This is a genomic window from Desulfosarcina widdelii, assembly GCF_009688965.1.
GTDB lineage: Bacteria > Desulfobacterota > Desulfobacteria > Desulfobacterales > Desulfosarcinaceae > Desulfosarcina > Desulfosarcina widdelii.
Genome location: NZ_AP021875.1, coordinates 6194946 through 6210838, shown reverse-complemented (window position 1 = coordinate 6210838; position 15893 = coordinate 6194946). Strand labels below are relative to the sequence as shown.

General features: G+C 54.9%; 15 protein-coding genes. 8 read left to right on the top strand and 7 right to left on the bottom strand.

The window, feature by feature from the left end; translation table 11 throughout:
• Position 1: 1 nt before the first annotated feature.
• Both GN111_RS28385 and GN111_RS28380 read right to left on the bottom strand, forming a co-directional pair.
• Positions 2 to 163, bottom strand: coding sequence for a hypothetical protein (locus GN111_RS28385; RefSeq protein ID WP_155306975.1), 162 nt, complete (start codon positions 161 to 163; stop codon positions 2 to 4).
• Positions 164 to 720: 557 nt separating this feature from the next.
• Positions 721 to 2079 (bottom strand): ISNCY family transposase, encoded by a 1359-nt coding sequence (locus tag GN111_RS28380; RefSeq protein ID WP_155302183.1) that lies wholly within the window; start codon positions 2077 to 2079, stop codon positions 721 to 723.
• A gap of 183 nt (positions 2080 to 2262) precedes the next feature.
• Here GN111_RS28380 and GN111_RS28375 point away from each other — a divergent pair, with 183 nt between their 5' ends.
• Entirely contained in the window at positions 2263 to 2691 is a 429-nt protein-coding gene (locus tag GN111_RS28375) for a secondary thiamine-phosphate synthase enzyme YjbQ (RefSeq protein WP_155306974.1), read from the top strand.
• A gap of 15 nt (positions 2692 to 2706) precedes the next feature.
• Here GN111_RS28375 and eutC read toward each other — a convergent pair whose 3' ends face one another.
• Genes eutC through GN111_RS28360 form a run of 3 tightly spaced genes read right to left on the bottom strand, consistent with a single transcriptional unit; the run spans position 2707 to position 5185 of the window.
• The gene (eutC, locus tag GN111_RS28370; protein WP_155306973.1) at positions 2707 to 3471 is read right to left on the bottom strand and encodes an ethanolamine ammonia-lyase subunit EutC; all 765 of its coding nucleotides are present in this window, start codon (positions 3469 to 3471) and stop codon (positions 2707 to 2709) included.
• Positions 3471 to 4862, bottom strand: coding sequence for an ethanolamine ammonia-lyase subunit EutB (locus GN111_RS28365; RefSeq protein ID WP_155308187.1), 1392 nt, complete (start codon positions 4860 to 4862; stop codon positions 3471 to 3473). The genes eutC and GN111_RS28365 overlap by 1 nt, the downstream gene beginning before the upstream one ends.
• A gap of 38 nt (positions 4863 to 4900) precedes the next feature.
• Positions 4901 to 5185 (bottom strand): hypothetical protein, encoded by a 285-nt coding sequence (locus GN111_RS28360; RefSeq protein ID WP_155306972.1) that lies wholly within the window; start codon positions 5183 to 5185, stop codon positions 4901 to 4903.
• 99 nt (positions 5186 to 5284) lie between these two features.
• Between GN111_RS28360 and GN111_RS28355 the strand changes: the two genes are divergently transcribed.
• Genes GN111_RS28355 through GN111_RS28340 form a run of 4 tightly spaced genes read left to right on the top strand, consistent with a single transcriptional unit; the run spans position 5285 to position 9169 of the window.
• Positions 5285 to 6355 carry an extracellular solute-binding protein gene (locus GN111_RS28355; RefSeq protein WP_231715590.1) on the top strand — a complete coding sequence of 357 codons (1071 nt, stop codon included), beginning with the start codon at positions 5285 to 5287 and terminating at the stop codon, positions 6353 to 6355.
• Positions 6356 to 6366: 11 nt separating this feature from the next.
• On the top strand, positions 6367 to 7464 hold the full coding sequence (locus tag GN111_RS28350; RefSeq protein ID WP_155306971.1) for an ABC transporter ATP-binding protein: 1098 nt from the start codon (positions 6367 to 6369) through the stop codon (positions 7462 to 7464).
• Positions 7464 to 8318 (top strand): ABC transporter permease, encoded by an 855-nt coding sequence (locus GN111_RS28345; RefSeq protein WP_155306970.1) that lies wholly within the window; start codon positions 7464 to 7466, stop codon positions 8316 to 8318. Before GN111_RS28350 ends, GN111_RS28345 begins: the two co-directional genes overlap by 1 nt.
• Positions 8315 to 9169: an ABC transporter permease gene (locus GN111_RS28340; protein ID WP_155306969.1), complete on the top strand. Its 855-nt coding sequence runs from the start codon at positions 8315 to 8317 to the stop codon at positions 9167 to 9169. Before GN111_RS28345 ends, GN111_RS28340 begins: the two co-directional genes overlap by 4 nt.
• A gap of 71 nt (positions 9170 to 9240) precedes the next feature.
• Here the strand turns inward: GN111_RS28340 and GN111_RS28335 are convergent, their stop codons facing one another.
• On the bottom strand, positions 9241 to 10143 hold the full coding sequence (locus GN111_RS28335; protein ID WP_197740443.1) for an MBL fold metallo-hydrolase: 903 nt from the start codon (positions 10141 to 10143) through the stop codon (positions 9241 to 9243).
• Between the two features lie 189 nt (positions 10144 to 10332).
• Between GN111_RS28335 and GN111_RS28330 the strand changes: the two genes are divergently transcribed.
• The 3 genes from GN111_RS28330 (at position 10333) to GN111_RS28320 (ending at position 13722) form a co-directional block, all read left to right on the top strand.
• Positions 10333 to 11571, top strand: coding sequence for a tetratricopeptide repeat protein (locus GN111_RS28330; protein ID WP_155306967.1), 1239 nt, complete (start codon positions 10333 to 10335; stop codon positions 11569 to 11571).
• A gap of 152 nt (positions 11572 to 11723) precedes the next feature.
• Positions 11724 to 12341 (top strand): penicillin-binding protein activator LpoB, encoded by a 618-nt coding sequence (locus GN111_RS28325; RefSeq protein ID WP_155306966.1) that lies wholly within the window; start codon positions 11724 to 11726, stop codon positions 12339 to 12341.
• A gap of 103 nt (positions 12342 to 12444) precedes the next feature.
• Positions 12445 to 13722, top strand: a complete 1278-nt coding sequence (locus GN111_RS28320) for a COG3014 family protein (protein WP_155306965.1) — start codon at positions 12445 to 12447, stop codon at positions 13720 to 13722.
• Positions 13723 to 13750: 28 nt separating this feature from the next.
• On the opposite strand, the gene GN111_RS28315 is transcribed toward GN111_RS28320, so the two are convergent.
• Positions 13751 to 15721, bottom strand: a complete 1971-nt coding sequence (locus GN111_RS28315) for a peptidase U32 family protein (RefSeq protein WP_155306964.1) — start codon at positions 15719 to 15721, stop codon at positions 13751 to 13753.
• Between the last annotated feature and the right edge of the window lie 172 nt (positions 15722 to 15893).

Below are 15893 nucleotides of genomic sequence, written 5' to 3'. Positions count from 1 at the left end.
TTTATCCCCCGAGCAGGGTCACCTCGATGGTTCGCCGGTGCGCGCGGTTGCTGTAATTGATGGTCACCACCTGCTGCCAGGTGCCTGAGTGCAGCAGACAGGTGCCTTGGTCCTTCATCGGCACTTTTTTGAATTGAATCCCGGACAAACGGGCTTTGTGCATCTATCGAACCCTCCTTTGAATGTTGTTTGTATAATGGGAAGTCTCTATTTTGCAATGTAACTATATTTGATCGATTGAACCAACAGCGATTTGCCGAACTGAATTCCGGGATGGTATGGTTGCTTTCAGATCAAAATTTCGCCTTAAATATGATGTCCTGGGGGCGGAAAATTTTTCGCCCCTACCCGGCTGTAATAAAACCGATGGGCTAAAGACAACTTTCTCGGAAGCCGTTAAATCTGTCCGTAAAAATTTAATGATGCATGGTGGCCTTGTAAAAAGTCGCCGAAGCGTCATGCCGGACTTGATCCGGCATCAAGAACACATTCAAAAGACTGGATTCCGGCCTTCGCCGGAATGACAAAAAAATGGAACTAGTTAGTGTCGATCCATAAATGGTAATTTTCAGAGCCGAGTCGCAAAAAAATAGAGTGGTAAAATCCTCGGCAGGATTTTTCTCACCATCGCTACATCGGTTTGTGGCTAATTTACCGAAATCGGCTTAATGCAAGCGCACTTGTTCAACCAGTTTTCACGATGCGGAATCGATTAAGGTCTCAAGTGGCTGTTTTTCCCCTGGCGATGGTCAGCAGGTTGGCGGCCACAATCGAAGACCAAACATAGGATTTAAACGAGTCCCATCCTTTCCAGGTACAGCGGGTCAGGCCAAGGCAACGCTTCAGCCAGGAGATACCGGATTCAATACCCGCTCGAAAGCGGCGCAATCGACGATACACATATTGGCTGCGGCACATGTCGGTTTCAGATAGACCTCGTTTCTTGGCAAAGCAGACGTCTTTGATCTTACGCGATTGGGCTCGCTTCAAGTTTTCCTTGGATGCAAAACCGCCGTCGAAGCTGGCCTTGAGGGGATAGCGGCCATAAATTTGTTTTTGCCGCTCAAGCATCGGTATCGTCAGGTCGGCGTCGGCCGGATTGCCTTCGGTGATGACACAGTCCAAAATAAGGTTCGACGCGCCTCCGGTCAGACAGATTTTGTGACCAAACAGCGTATCGCGCCTATCCTTGACGATGATATCGGTATGTGGCTCGAACAACGATACTACTTTGTCTTTGGCATCGACCGTTTCTCCATGAAGAACCCGGCGTTCGGTCTGGTGGATCACCCTGCGGGTCAGATCGACAAAATGTTCGATCTGGAAGCCAATCGTCATGACCAGCGGGTCGCAGGTCGCACCGGCATTGATCGCAGCGACTGCCTTATGAGCGTACCCAACCACTTTGCGACTGGTTTTGAGCAGGTCCACATAGGCAACCTTACGCTTGTTTTTCCGTTTGGCATTCATCACCGCCAGCATCCGTCGTTTGGCAACACGGGTATGGTTATGGAAGTCAGGAACTGTGATCCCCGATTCATCCCGGAAGCGCTTCAGCAGCCTCGTCAACACGCGAACACCATCCCACAGCAGGTTGGAGTCGGTGGGATGATGGATGTGAGTTTCAACGCACGTGCAATCGACCCGGACCTGTCGGCCCTTTTCAATGCCCTTTTGCTTCGCATATCCCAAAAGATCCGCATTGATCAGTTCCCAGGTGGCGTCCGATATGCCTTTGATATTTTTGTTCAGGGCGGATTTTTTGTATCCCTTGTCGGCGATACCGATCCGGCAGAACCAACTCAATGCCTGCGAATCGACAATATGAAATGCCAGTTCATCATACGTAAAACCGAAAAGGATTTTGACGATAGCACAACGCAGTACCTGGTCGGCGCTCATGCCGTCAGCCCCAGTTCGATAGGCCACCAGCTTGCCCTTGTTCAAATCTTGAAGAACGCGATCACAGATGATAGGGTGAGCATCGATGATACCACTGATAGCTGTAAGTTCTTTTGCTTGGGCGTGGTCTTTGATCTGAGGCATCAGGGGCATCTGTTTTTGCCATTTTTCGCGCATTTTGTGATCGGCTCCTTTCTTTCTTTTGTAGTGATATTGGTTGTTTGGCGACTTTCAATATACTACAAAGAGAAGAGAAAAACCACTACAAAATGCGCGTTTCTTATTTATTACAGGTAGTTATTCCTGTGGATGAGCACTAGTTACTTTTTAAGAACCTGTCAATGAATAAAGGAGTCCGAAATGCCCTCCACCATATTTCACTTTGCCACCATCGAAGCCGATCTGAGAACGGGAATCGATATCAAAGACATCACCGACGATCTCAACCGCATAATCGGCCGCTCGGGGATTGAAAATGGAACCGCCAACGCCTGTGTTGTTGGCAGTACCGGCAGCCTAACCACGATTGAGTTTGAACCGGGGGTGGTTCAGGATCTGAAAGATGCGATCAACAGGATTGCGCCGAAGGACATTGCCTATGCGCATGAACTGGCCTGGCATGACGGCAACGGCCACAGCCATGTACAAGCCGCCTTGCTGGGGCCGTCGATTGCCCTGCCGATCAGGAAAGGTCGATTGAAATTGGGAACGTGGCAGCAGGTGGTTGCCATCAACCATGACAACCGCTCCAGGAAACGTTCAGTCGAGGTTACGTTGATAGGGGTTTAGCATTTTCGATCGGATTCAAGATTTCTGATGGGTAATGGTCAGACCCTTCAAAAGCACACCAGATAGCTGTCGCCTGAAAGCCTCATGAATCAGGCTTTTCAGCTTTAGCGCGGCGTCCTTATATCCCAGGCCTCCCGGGCGAATATTCGAGATGCAGTTGCGCTCTGCGTCGGTGCGGCCTTTGCGGGGGCCAAAGGTAAGGTATATGCCCATGCTGTCCGCTGCACTAAGCCCCGGTCGCTCGCCGATCAGAATAATGCTGATCCGCGTGTTGAGAATTTCACCAACCTCATCGACGATGGCCACCCGGGCCTGGGATGCGACCACCACCGGGCTCCAGTGCCAGCCCTGGACTCCCGGTAGCAGACGGAATTGGTCCAACAGGGCAATGGCGTTGGTATGAACGGCACGGGCGGACAGTCCGTCGGCAATGACCATGCTAATGTCGAAATCCTGGCCATCTGCAGGACGAAACTGTTCTAACATTCTTCTGGAGTCCCCATCCAATTGCCTCCCCAGATCCGGCCGCTGCAAATAAACGGACCGATCCGCTGCGGCGCTATGGACCTGCACAACAGGCAGTTCACGGACCCGCAGCGCCTCCTCGATATTCGCGGAATCAAAGGGCAGGTGCACGGCATCCCGGGCCCGGGCGTGGTCAAGGTCGAATTTCAGCACCTCCCGCGTGGAAATACTCGATCCTGCCCGGGCCAATCCAATTCGGGCAGGGGTCAAGGCGTGGAGTTGCTTCAGTCTGCTGAGCGCGTTGGATGGTTTCATCAAGATTCAAATTCCTTTAGGTAATCGAGCAGCGGCATGGCATTTTTATCCAACATGAGTCGGCGTTGCTCATCATAAAGGCCCATCTTCTGCAGCCAGGCTTCAAATTCGGGCGCACATCGCAATCCCATGAGCTGGCGCAAATAGTTGGCATCGTGGAAGGAGGTGCTTTGATAATTCAGCATCACATCATCGGCTCCGGGAACCCCCATGATGAAGTTGACCCCGGCTGCGCCCAGCAGGGTCAGCAGTGTATCCATATCGTTCTGATCCGCCTCCGCATGGTTGGTGTAGCAGATGTCGCAGCCCATGGACAGGCCCAACAGTTTGCCGCAGAAGTGATCCTCCAGCCCGGCGCGGATGATCTGCTTGCCGTCATAGAGATATTCGGGCCCGATGAATCCCACCACCGTATTCACCAGCAGGGGATCGTACTGTCTGGCCACGGCATAGGTGCGGGCCTCCAGCGTCTGCTGGTCGACGCCATGATGCGCGTCGGCGGACAGGGCACTTCCCTGACCGGTCTCGAAATACATCACGTTTTGCCCCACGCTGCCTCTCTGCAAAGCGAGGGCGGCATCATGCGCTTCTTTCAGCAGATTAAGGTTAATCCCGAAATTGGTATTGGCGGCTTCGGTGCCGGCAATGGACTGGAAGACCAAATCCACAGGCCGGTTTTTCGCCATCATCGCCAGGGTATTGGTAATGTGCGTCAGGACGCAGGACTGCACCGGTATCTCATGGCGTTGCCGCAGCTCATCCAGCAGCTGCAGCAATTGCGTGGCGGCCGAAATATCATCGGAGACCGGGTTGATGCCGATAACGGCATCTCCCGCGCCATTGAGCAGTCCATCCAGAATGGAGACCGCGATGCCCTGAGGATCGTCGGTGGGGTGGTTGGGCTGCAGACGGGTGGACAGGCACCCTTTCAGGCCGACTGTGGTTCGAAAGCGGGTAACGACTTCAATCTTGCTGGCCACCAGAATAAGATCCTGATTGCGCATCAGTTTGGAGACCGCCGCCGCCATTTCGGGAGTAATTCCCTGGGCCACGGAGCGCAGCGTTTGGGTATCGGTTTCATAGGCCAGCAGCCAATCGCGAAAATCGCCGACGGTCATACTGGCGATGGGACCGAACGCCGACTGATCATGGCTGCCCATAATCAGTCGCGTGACCTCGTCGTCTCCATGGGGAATCAAGGCCTCCGTCAGAAACGTTTTCAAGGGCAGTTCCGCCAGGGCGAATCTGGCGGCCATGCGCTCTTCTTCGGTGGCAGCAGCGATGCCCGCCAGACAATCCCCGGATTTCAACAGGCTGGCTTTGGCCATCAAGTCTTTTAAATCCCGAAATCGATACTTGCGGGATCCTAATGTAAATCCATAAGCCGTCATCGGATCATCTACCCCCCTGGCGGATCGCGTCATTTCCATCATTCAAATAATTTAGCCCATCTACCATGAAATCCTAAATTGGATAACATTTTTCTAACATACAGCTTGTATGCAATTTGTTTCAACACAAGCAATATCAAAGAAAATGAGGAAATGGCGGGCGTGTCAATCCAGCGATCTAAATAGTGCCCATCAACAATGGCGGCAGAGTATGGGATCCCAATCAAATCGGTTTTTTCATTATTGATCTTGAACCAAAATCCTTTTTTTGAGATGCTTTTACTATACACCTTGGGTCGCCCAATAAAGGGTGGCAGGTCCATTCATCGGCGGTTCCCTTACCATGCCGATAAAAAAATTTTTATCCTATGATCATTTTCACGTAGTCCCACTTAATCGCCAACAAATCAAAGGAGGCAGTTATGAAGATGAGAACCGCTATTGTTTTTTTGGTGACCGCTGCAATTGTTGTTTTCGCCGTGGCCGGGGCATCGGCGGATACGCTGCGATTGCTGACCTGGAAAGGCTATGCGCCTAAAACGCTGGTCGACAAGTTTCAGAAGGAGACCGGGATTGAAGTAAAGGTGACCTACACAAATAATGAAGAGATGATCGCCAAGCTTCGGGCCACACGCGGTGCCGGATTTGACCTCGCGCAACCGAGTCAGGACCGTATCTCCTCCGTTCAGGCAAAATTTGAAATCTATCAACCCATCGATTTATCCAAAATCAAAACAGATCAGGTGATCGCATCGATGCTCGAGGCCGTGAAAAAAAACACAATGGTTAACGGCAAACCCCATGCCGTTCCCTTTTGTTGGGGAACCTCCGGCCTGGTGGTGAATCGGAAAGAAGCCCCCGACGCCATGGACTACTCTGATCTGCTAAACGAAAAGTACAAAGGCCGGATCAGCTACCGACTCAAGCGCCCCACCCTTATCGCACTGGCTTTTGCCATGGGTGAGGATCCCTTTGCCAAATATGGCGATACGGACGCCTACAAAGCACTCATGGAGAAGGTCGGCGAGCGGATGATTGCGGCCAAGCCCCTGGTAAAGTCCTATTGGTCCAATGGGGATGCTTTGCTGCAATCCATGCGTTCAGGGGAGGTCAACGTGGCCATGGCATGGGACGGCGGCGGATGGAAGCTCAACGCCGAAAACCCCGATATCGACTTTGTGGCCCCGAAAAGTGGAGCTTTAGGCTGGATCGATACCTTTGCCCTGCCGGCCAAATCTGAAAATGTTGAAGGCGCCTACAAGTGGATCAACTTCATGCTGAATCCCGAAAACGCCGCGATTTTCACCAATGCAGAAAAGTATGGAACGGCCTCGGCCGGGGCAACGAAGCTGCTGGATGAAGAAGTCCGGGCCAACTTTGAACGCACCTTCCCTCAGAAAGATATCGACAATATCAAATGGTATCCTCCCGTTCCAGCTAAGCTGGAGGCCATCGAGGGAATGATCCTTGATAAGGTTAAAGCAGCTAAATAGGCGAAATAAGCATGCAGATCGATCTGTCCGTCCAAAATGTGACGCGTAAATTTGGGGAATTCACGGCCGTGGACAACGTCTCCTTTACCGTTGAAGACGGCCGTTTTTTCTCCATTCTCGGCCCCTCTGGATGCGGCAAGACAACGCTTCTTCGCATGATCGCCGGTTTCCTCGAACCCAGTTCGGGTCGAATCATGATTCGAGGGAACGATATGGCGGGCATCGCGCCCAACAAAAGACCCGTCAACCTGATCTTCCAGCATTTGGCGCTCTTTCCCATGATGAACGTCGGCGACAATGTCGCTTTCGGCCTAAGAAGGCGAGGTGAAAAGAAGGATCAGACTCGGCGGAAAGTGGCCAGCATTCTCGATCGCGTTGACCTGCCTGGCTTTGAGAAAAAAAAGATTGATCAGCTTTCCGGCGGCCAGAAGCAGCGGGTTGCTATTGCCCGCTGCCTGGTGCTTGAACCGGCGGTGCTTCTGCTGGATGAACCGCTGGGGGCACTTGACTTAAAGCTCCGCGAGCAGATGAAGGTTGAATTGAAAAAGCTTCAGACACAGGTGGGAACCACCTTTGTTTACATCACTCATGACCAGTCCGAGGCCCTGGTCATGTCGGACTATGTGGCGGTGATGAACCGTGGGCGCTTTGAGCAGGTTGATACGCCTCAGAACTTGTACGCCAGTCCCAAGACCCCATTCGTGGCCCGCTTTGTCGGGGACAACAACTCCTGGACCGGGAAAGTGGTGTCCCTGAAAGCCCAGTCAGCGGAAATAGAGACGGTTGACGGCCACCATTTCCACATCCATGTTCAAGATGAGATTGCCGCAGGAAAACAGGTAACGGTTTTTTTACGTCCCGAAGCGATGCTGATCGCCCCGGATGCCGGGCTGACTGATCTCAACCGGTTTAAAGTTTCCGTGAAGTCGATTCTTTTCGACGGTGCCAACAGCCGCCTGCTGGTATCTCCGGTCAATTCCGAAAAGGAAATGCTGGTGGCGCTGCCGCAGAACCGCCAGTTCGACTATATCCAGCCCAAAGACACCGTGGAAATCGGCTGGGATCAGCACGCCGGCATCTGTTTTCCTGCCCAGGAGGAGACCATCTGATGGGCCGGGTGCGCTGGACACTGTTTTTCTTTCTATCGCCGGTGCTGTTGTGGCTCCTGCTGCTGATCGTGCTGCCCCACATCGATCTGTTGATCAAGTCCTTCCGGATAGAAAACGACGCTGGTCAGATGATCTGGAGCCTGGGCAACTATAAGACCTTTTTTAAAGAACCGATCTACTGGCTTACCTTTGTCAGGACAGCGGGCTATTCAATCCTGGTGACGTTCCTTACCTTAATCGTAGGGCTGCCCGTGGCCTTTTTCATCACCAAGGTGGCCAAGGTCCGGTATACTGGATTTTTGACCATGCTCCTTTTGCTCCCCTTCTGGGTGAGTGAAATGGTAAGAGTCTACGGGTGGATGATTCTGCTGCGCGAAAGCGGGGTGATAAACCACTTCTTACTGAAAGCGGGTCTTCTGCACCAGCCCATCGAAATGCTTTACAACGACGCCACCATGGTACTGGGCCTGGTGTATACATCCATGCTGTTTATGGTCGTTCCCCTGGTTTCGGTTCTGGAGAGCCTGGATGACAGCCTGATTGAAGCCGCCTACGATCTGGGCGGCGGGATCTTCTCAATTCTGATGAAAATCATTATTCCCCATGCTGCTCCAGGGATTATTTCAGGATCGATCGTGGTATTCATGCTGACGCTGGGCAACTACCTCACCCCCAATCTGATGGGCGGCAAAAACTCCCTGTGGTTTACGGAGCAGATCTACAATCAGTTCATTGCAAGCTTTAACTGGAATCAGGGCTCTGCATTCGGTTTTCTTCTGTTAATTCTATCCTCGGGTGTGATCTGGGCAGGCCTTAAAATTTCAGGCCAGAAACTGACCAAGGTGGTGCAATGATTCGATCCCTGCCCAACTCCAAAACCTACACCATCGCTTTCAAGGCGTATATAATCCTGTATTTTTCCTTTCTCTTCGCGCCCCTAATTGTGACCTGCCTGCTGGCGTTCAACGATTCCCAGTTCCCATCCCTGCCCTGGAAAGGTTTTACACTGGACTGGTTTTTCGCCGATATGCCTGATCGCGTCGGTATTTTCCAGGATCAGATCAACCTGGACAGTATCTGGGTGAGCGCCAAAGTGGCCTTTTTCGTCACCATACTGGCCACAACCGTGGGCACCTGCGGCGCCTTTCTCTTCGAGCAGGAGGAGTTCCGTCTCAAGCAGGCCCTTTATTTCCTGATGATCTCCCCACTGGTGATTCCCGGCGTCATTCTGGGGATTTCCATCCTCCTGTTCAGCACGTCCCTTGGTTTGTTTTTCGAGTCCAACTTTGGCATCGATTTGGCGCTGCTGCGTCCGGGCTTCTGGCTGGTGGTCCTGGGGCAGTTCTCCTTCATCGCCACATTGGTTACCCTGGTGGTATCGGCACGGTTGAAAAAATTCGATCCCTCGCTGGAAGAGGCGGCCCTGAACCTTGGCGCCAACCGATTTCAGGTGATCTGGTACATTACCATCAGATTCTTGAGGCCAGCCATTATCGGTTCCGCCGCTGTAGCCTTCCTGATGTCCTTTGAAAACTTCAATACCACGCTGTTTCTCGTGGGCTCGGAGGCCACGCTGCCCATCAATCTCTATCTTCAGGTGCGTGACGGCAGCACCCCTGTCATCAATGCCATCTCGTTTCTGCTGATTATCGGCACGTCGATCGTGGCTACGGCCAATTTGTACTTCAGCAATAAAAGAGCCTGAACAGGTCAAAGCGCCATGCAACCGAAACATGAAACTTTGCCACATCTATCCGTCGATCCGGATGGAATCGGTCAACGGGGCACTGTTTGGGCATAGGCATCATGCCATCCCGCCGGAACCGGCATCCGGTCGTATAAATCCGCCCGTTGGGCCTCCAGCATCTGTCTGGGACGTCCCATGAAATCCGCGACACAATAGACCTTTCTGTTTGCGGCTGCGGAAAGCGCATCCATCCAGAGGGCGCCTTCTTCGCTGCGCATCAGGTGGTGGTCGAGGATCACCAGATCAATGGACCTTGTCAGACGGAACGCGTTTTCCCAGGCGATTTCCCGTTCGGCCTCGCTCAACCGATCAAGATACAGCGGCGGCCCGGCCGCCAGCAGGATATCCGGCCGCCAGTCGATCACCCGGTCCACCGTAGGGCCATCCAGCAGTTGAATGTCGGAAGCGTGCACGAAGACGCGGCGATCTATGGCAATACGGGTCATCATGACGGTGCCCATGTTGCCGCCGGCCGCGCCGTGGGGAACAGACCGGGAAAAAGCCAAGACTCCTTGCGACCGCCCTTCAGCGACCTGCATCCGGTCCCCCAGCAGATCCGCCAGATCGTCAAAGCGCTTTTTCATGTTGGCGGACAGGCCGTCATCGGATTTGCTCCAGCAGCGCAGTTGGCAAAAAGTCTCAGGCAGATCCCGAACGGCCAACTGGTAAGGATTCGCCCCCACAAGCGGCACATGGTCGCCGTGGAAATGGCTGAACACCACGTCGGTGGCGCCACGCAGGGCCTGTAAAATCTTCTCGCGCACCTCCCGCCCGACCGCGATCTGGAACGGATGGGGCAGCAAACCGTTGCGCCGATATCCCAGGGCCACCCCCGGATCGATGACGATGCGCCGATCCGGCAGGGTCACCCGGCAGCAAAGGCTTCGTACGCCCATGGATTCCGCACCGATGATTTCAATGCCCGTGCTCACGGTTTCCATCCTGAAAAAGGCAGGCTTCCTTGCCGAACCCCAGCACCCTTTCACGTCACAAACTGTTACACGTTTGTGACAAAAGTCCAATATAGTCGCGTAAATAATACGACGATATCGTTCTTAAGCGGTTTCCCGGTACCGTGACAAGGAAAAGGCGTTGAAACCGTTCTTCAAAGGAGCCGAAAAATGGGTATAGAAAGCGTATTGGGGGACTCACTCTCCTGGGGCACCGCGACGACGATATTGAGCGAAAGGGATGCCACGGATATTTTTTCCATCCTGGCCAGCGAGGACACGAAGCTCGAAGAGCTTTCCAATACGTTTCTGGATGCCGGCATCACCCAGTACACCAACGGGGACTACGAAGAGGCCGCCAGGTCCTTCGAGGCAGCCATCGCGATCTATCCGGATTCGGACAGCAACAGCGATACCGTCAAGTATCTCGCCCAGACCTACATCGAACTCGAAGATGTCGACAAGGCCATCGAAACCTATGAAACCGCCATCGCGAACGATCCCACCAACACCGATTTTCACACGGCTTTAGGGCAGCTTTACTATTCCGAGGAGCGCTACGACGAAGCGGTCGCGCAATACCACAAGGCGGTCGAGATCGACGACAGTTCGGAGAACCGCTATTCCTACGGCGAAGCACTGCTGAAGATCAAAGACGACGAAGAAGCCGAATACCAGTTCGAACAGGTGGTAAAAGCCGATCCCGACAGCACCGCCGGTTATTACGGGATGGGCAAAACATACGCGTTGATGGAAGAGTACGACGAAGCCATCAAGTATTTCCAGGAGGCCCTGGAAATCGATGACGAATTTTACGATGCCATGGCGGAAATCGGGTACGCCTACGCCGATATGGGAGACTTTGATGCCGCCAGGGATGTCTTGGACGAACTGGAGGATCTGGACGAAGATCTGGCGACCACCCTCGAAGCGTATATCGACCAGACCGAGAATCCTGAAATCGCCTTTGCCTGGTCCACCAGCACGTTTCCGTACAGGATGGCTTCCGGCTATCCCGTATCGGCCATCGATTCGTACCTGGAGAACGCCGGAGCCGAACTCAGCATGACCATGACCTTCCAGTTCACCAAATCCATGGATGCATCGTCGGTGGAGAGTATCTACAACTGGAGCATCACCCGGGCCGAAAGCGACAATATCGCCGAAACGTACAACTACGGCGATGAAATCCCGTCCACCGAAATCACCCTCGACACCTATCCGGATTATGTGCTCTATGACTCCGATAGCGGTACGGCCACCGTGGGGTTCACCATCCGGCAGAACGAAACCGCAGACGGCACCATCGATCCCTCGCATATCGTCTTTTCTTTCAACGGCGAGGACGTTTACGGGGTGTCCATGAGCGAGGACGGTGACGAATACAGCGGCTTTGCGGGGTCGGCATGAGCACTGCGCATTTCATCCCATCAACATTGGCCTTCGAGTTTTCAATGGAAAAAGGGATGCACTGATTTTCGGGTTCATTTGTCGGGAAAGTTTTGCTATCCTCAACCCCGACGACAGATTGCCTTCCCTTCACCAAAAGAGGTGCACCGATCATGAAAAAGCCAACCAAACGTCTTTTTTCGTTGCTGGGGATCCTGCCCCTGATGGTTTGCATGGCGGGTTGTACGGCGACAACACGGACCGTATCGCCCGAAGAACAACTGGCCTACGATGCCACGTATACCTTCTCGGACAAGAAAAAAATCGTCCACGATCTGGTGGAATCGCTGCGAACCCAACCGCCCCTTGGCTCGACTTCGGACCGGCCAGTCATCATCGTATACGGCATTGCCAACCGGACATCCGAACACATCGACACCAGCGGCATTACGGACGAAATCCGCAAGGAGATCCTGCAAACCGGAAAAGCCCGTTTCGTCAATAAATCGCAGCGGCAAAATATCCTGGCGGAAACCGACTACCAGATGGGCGGTGCTGTGGCGCCGGAAACCCGCATCGCGCTTGCAAGGCAGGTGGGAGCGAAATACATGCTGACCGGCACACTGCGCTCCATCGAAAAAGAAGCACCTAAACAAATCCGGCTGAAAAAGAAGTCTTACATCTATTACAGCCTCAATCTGGAACTCACCAGCATCGAAACCAGCCTCATCGAATGGGCGGACAGTGTGGAACTGGTCCGGGAGGCCTCCAAACCCATCATCGGGTGGTAGCCCAATGGGTTTTTTCCCACACCGATAAGGCGATTCATGGCGGTCGATAGACCATCCCGCAATTTTTAGCGTCGAGCGACGTTACGTCACGGCGGAGTCCCGCATGTCCCGAGCCGGCTTCTCATTTCGTCTGGCAGTTCTGGCCTTTTGCCTTTTTATGACCGGCGGTTGTGCTGGCGGCCCGCTCAAGCACGCACGCGATGCTTTTTTCATCGACGGCGACCCGAACGCTGCCGTTCAATCGCTCGAAGATGAGCATCCTGCCGGCCTGTCCGCCCTTCTGCTCTTCATGGAAAAAGGAATGCTACTGCATCGTGCCGGACGGTTTTCAGAAAGTATTGCTGAATTGCGGCAGGCATCGAACCTGATGGAAAAACAGGATCGTCTCAGCGTCAGCCAGCAGGCGGCATCGATTCTGGTCAATGACTGGATGACCGAATACAAGGGCGAGTACTGCGAACGGCTGTGGGTTCATACCTACCTGATGATCGATTACCTGATGATAGATCGATACGAGGATGCCCTGGTGGAGGCCAAGCAGGCCCTGAAAATAATCGACGCCTATCCGGAGGCCCTGTCCGAAGCGTATTTCAGCCTTGCGTTGATCGGCTTGTGCTATGAACTGCTCGATGAATACAACGACGCCTATATCCTTTACGAAAGGATGGCCAGGTCCATGCCCGATCCGGAACCCGTTCGTGAGGCGTTGTTTCGAATGGGGCGGCTTTCCGGTATCGAGCCGGACGACAGCCAGGCTTCGATATACCGGGCATCCGATGAGGACCATCGGCCATTTTCAGAAGCGGAAGGAGAAGCGATTCTGTTTGTCGGCACCGGCAACGGCCCCGTGAAGGTTTCGGGGGATATCCTGCTGCCCCCCGGCATCCGGATCTCCAGGCCCCGGTACGAAAACCGGAGCACCGTCTCCGATTTTGTCGCTGTTGATGCGGGTGACCGTCGCCTTTCGGCCACAACAGTGGGCACGGACTTGAACCGGGTGGCCCGCATATCGCTCACCAGAAGGGCTAAAACGATCATTGCCAAAGAAGCCGCCCGGGTATTTGCCAAAGAGGCCATCGCCCAGCAAGTAGAAAAAGAAGACGATCCTTTCGCCAGCTTTATGACCCGGCTGATCCTCATGGCCATGGAAGAGGCCGATACCCGCTCCTGGCAGACCCTGCCGGCCAGGAACACCCTGCTGCGCCTGCGCCTCGAACCCGGGGTTCACCATTTGGCCGTCCGCTTCGAGGGAAGCGGCATTGGCCATCGTATTGACCTGCCGCCCTTCACCATCCATGGGGGGGAACGGGTCTTTTTCGTGGTCAGCGCCACGGATCGATTCGCCGCCGTCTACGGCGGGATATCCTCAGACTTCCGGTAAGGCGTTGAAAAGCCGACCTGGATGGGTGCTACTTGAGCCCGATCTCCCAGTTCCATAACCCCGGTCGTTTCTTGACGGCCACCCCACGGGGGATCGGTTCGTCCAGGTGGGCGAACATCCGCATGCCGGCCCGCTCCAGCAGCGCACGCTTCCCGGTGATATCCAGCAGCCAGTTTGGATAGACCCAGTAATCCGGGCCATGGCGCTCCACCCAGGCCTGTTCGCCCCGGGGGCTGTCGAAGGGCACCCGCAGCCGGGTATCCTCGGCTATCGTTCGGGAGATGCACAGGGGCCAGCTGCCGGAAAGCACGATGCCCAAAGGCAGAGGGCTTTGACGGCACAGGGTGAGGATGTCGGACTCGCCCAGCTCCGGGCTGACGAAAGAACCGGCAAGTCCCATATCCTTAAGTGTCTCCAGGCAGAGTGCATTGGCCGCGTTGCAAAAGGGGCCGGCCCACAGGTTCAGCCCCTCGGGCCGGTTGAACAGGGCCAACTGCCAGGGGGCGTTGAGTACGAACTGACGCCCCCCCTGGCGCAGGCTCTGGCCCAGCAGGCCGGCCACCCGTTCCTCGTCGTCCGGCCAGATCACCGGCGGCAGCCAGATCCACAGGCTGCCGGCAGCGGATTTGCCGATGTTCTCCACGGTGGCTTCCGAAAGCCAGACGCCGGCGGGGCCGCGTCCCGACGAACGGGAAAGCGTCCGTTGGATCCGAATCTCGATGCTGCGGTGCGGCTTTCCGGCTGGCCGGGGCAGCGTGGCCTGAAACGTCGATGGAGCAATGACCGGCTGCGGCGGTGCTGTTGCCTCCACATCGACGAGCTTCTTTTCCAGGGCCTTTTCCCGGCGGTCGGTGAGAAAGACCGGTGCGCCCGGCCGCGGCGTTTTACGCCCGCCCAGGTTCAGCGGGTAGCGTCCCTTTTTGGGCACGTTCCGGGTCACCCGGCAGATGGCATGGCCGGCTTCGTCTTCGTAGCCCACCCGCAGCACGTCGCCGGGCATCAGCGGCTGGCGCACCACCACCCAGGGATTCTTTGCCGGCCCCTGTACCTTTCCCAGGAACAGGCCGGAGGCGGTCTGCCGCCGGGTGTCGATGGGCCGTTGCGGACGTTGGGGAAGAAAATTATAGTGGGTGGCCTCCCGCCCTAAACTCTGGGCCAGAAGGTCCATGGCGTCGCGCTTGGCCTGGTTGTCCTGCCCCCGGTCGCGCAGCAGTTTATAGCCGCTGACCGTGTAGAAGACGTAATGCGGGCCCTTCTTGCGTCCTTCGATTTTCCAGGACCGCACCTTCTTAACCTGTCCCAGGATTTTGACCAGCACATCCACGGAATAGTCCTGGCAGGAGAAACTGCGCGCGGTCCGGCCCTCTTGGCGATAATACCGACGGCAGGGCTGCACGCAGCGTCCGCGCAGGCTGCTTCTGCCCCCCATGTAGCTGCTCCAGTAGCAGCGGCCGGATACCCCGTAGCACAGGGCGCCGTGGAGGAAGGTTTCCAGTTCCATGTTTTTGGGGCAGGCCTTGCCCATAGCCTTGATCTCGTCGATGGACAGTTCCCGCGGCAACACCACGCAGGCCACCGGCAAGGTGCGGGCGATGAAACCCAGGGCCTTGGGGAAGCTGACATTGGCCAGGGTGGAGAGATGGATTTCGCCGGCAAACCCGACCTGACGGGCCAGGGCCACCACCCCCAGATCCTGGACGATCAGGGCGTCGGGCTGTACCTGCCGGGCAAGGACGTCGACCATCTGTCCGACCCGGTCCAGTTCGTCAGGCTTGAGCAGGGCATTGACCGTAACGTATACTTTAACGTCCCGATCATGAGCCAGGGCCACCAGTTGGGCCAGTTCCTCCAGGGAAAAATTTTTGGCCTCCATGCGCGCCGACATGCTTTTCAGTCCGCAGTAAATGGCATCGGCTCCAGCGGCCAATGCCGCCAGAAAGGCGGCCCGGTTGCCCGCCGGCGCCAGGATGGCTGGGCGATGCTGTGCAGGTGAATTCATTGTTTCGGGTTTCTTTCTCATTTTTTCACAACAGAAATAGCCGCAAAGGCTTCGGGGGTCAATACGATTGAAGTGCAATCATCCTTTGGGAAACCGTCATCCGAAATCGGCGGCTTGTAAATTGCGTAATTCAGGTTATATTAGACGCATAGTATCTAATCGATCAAACACT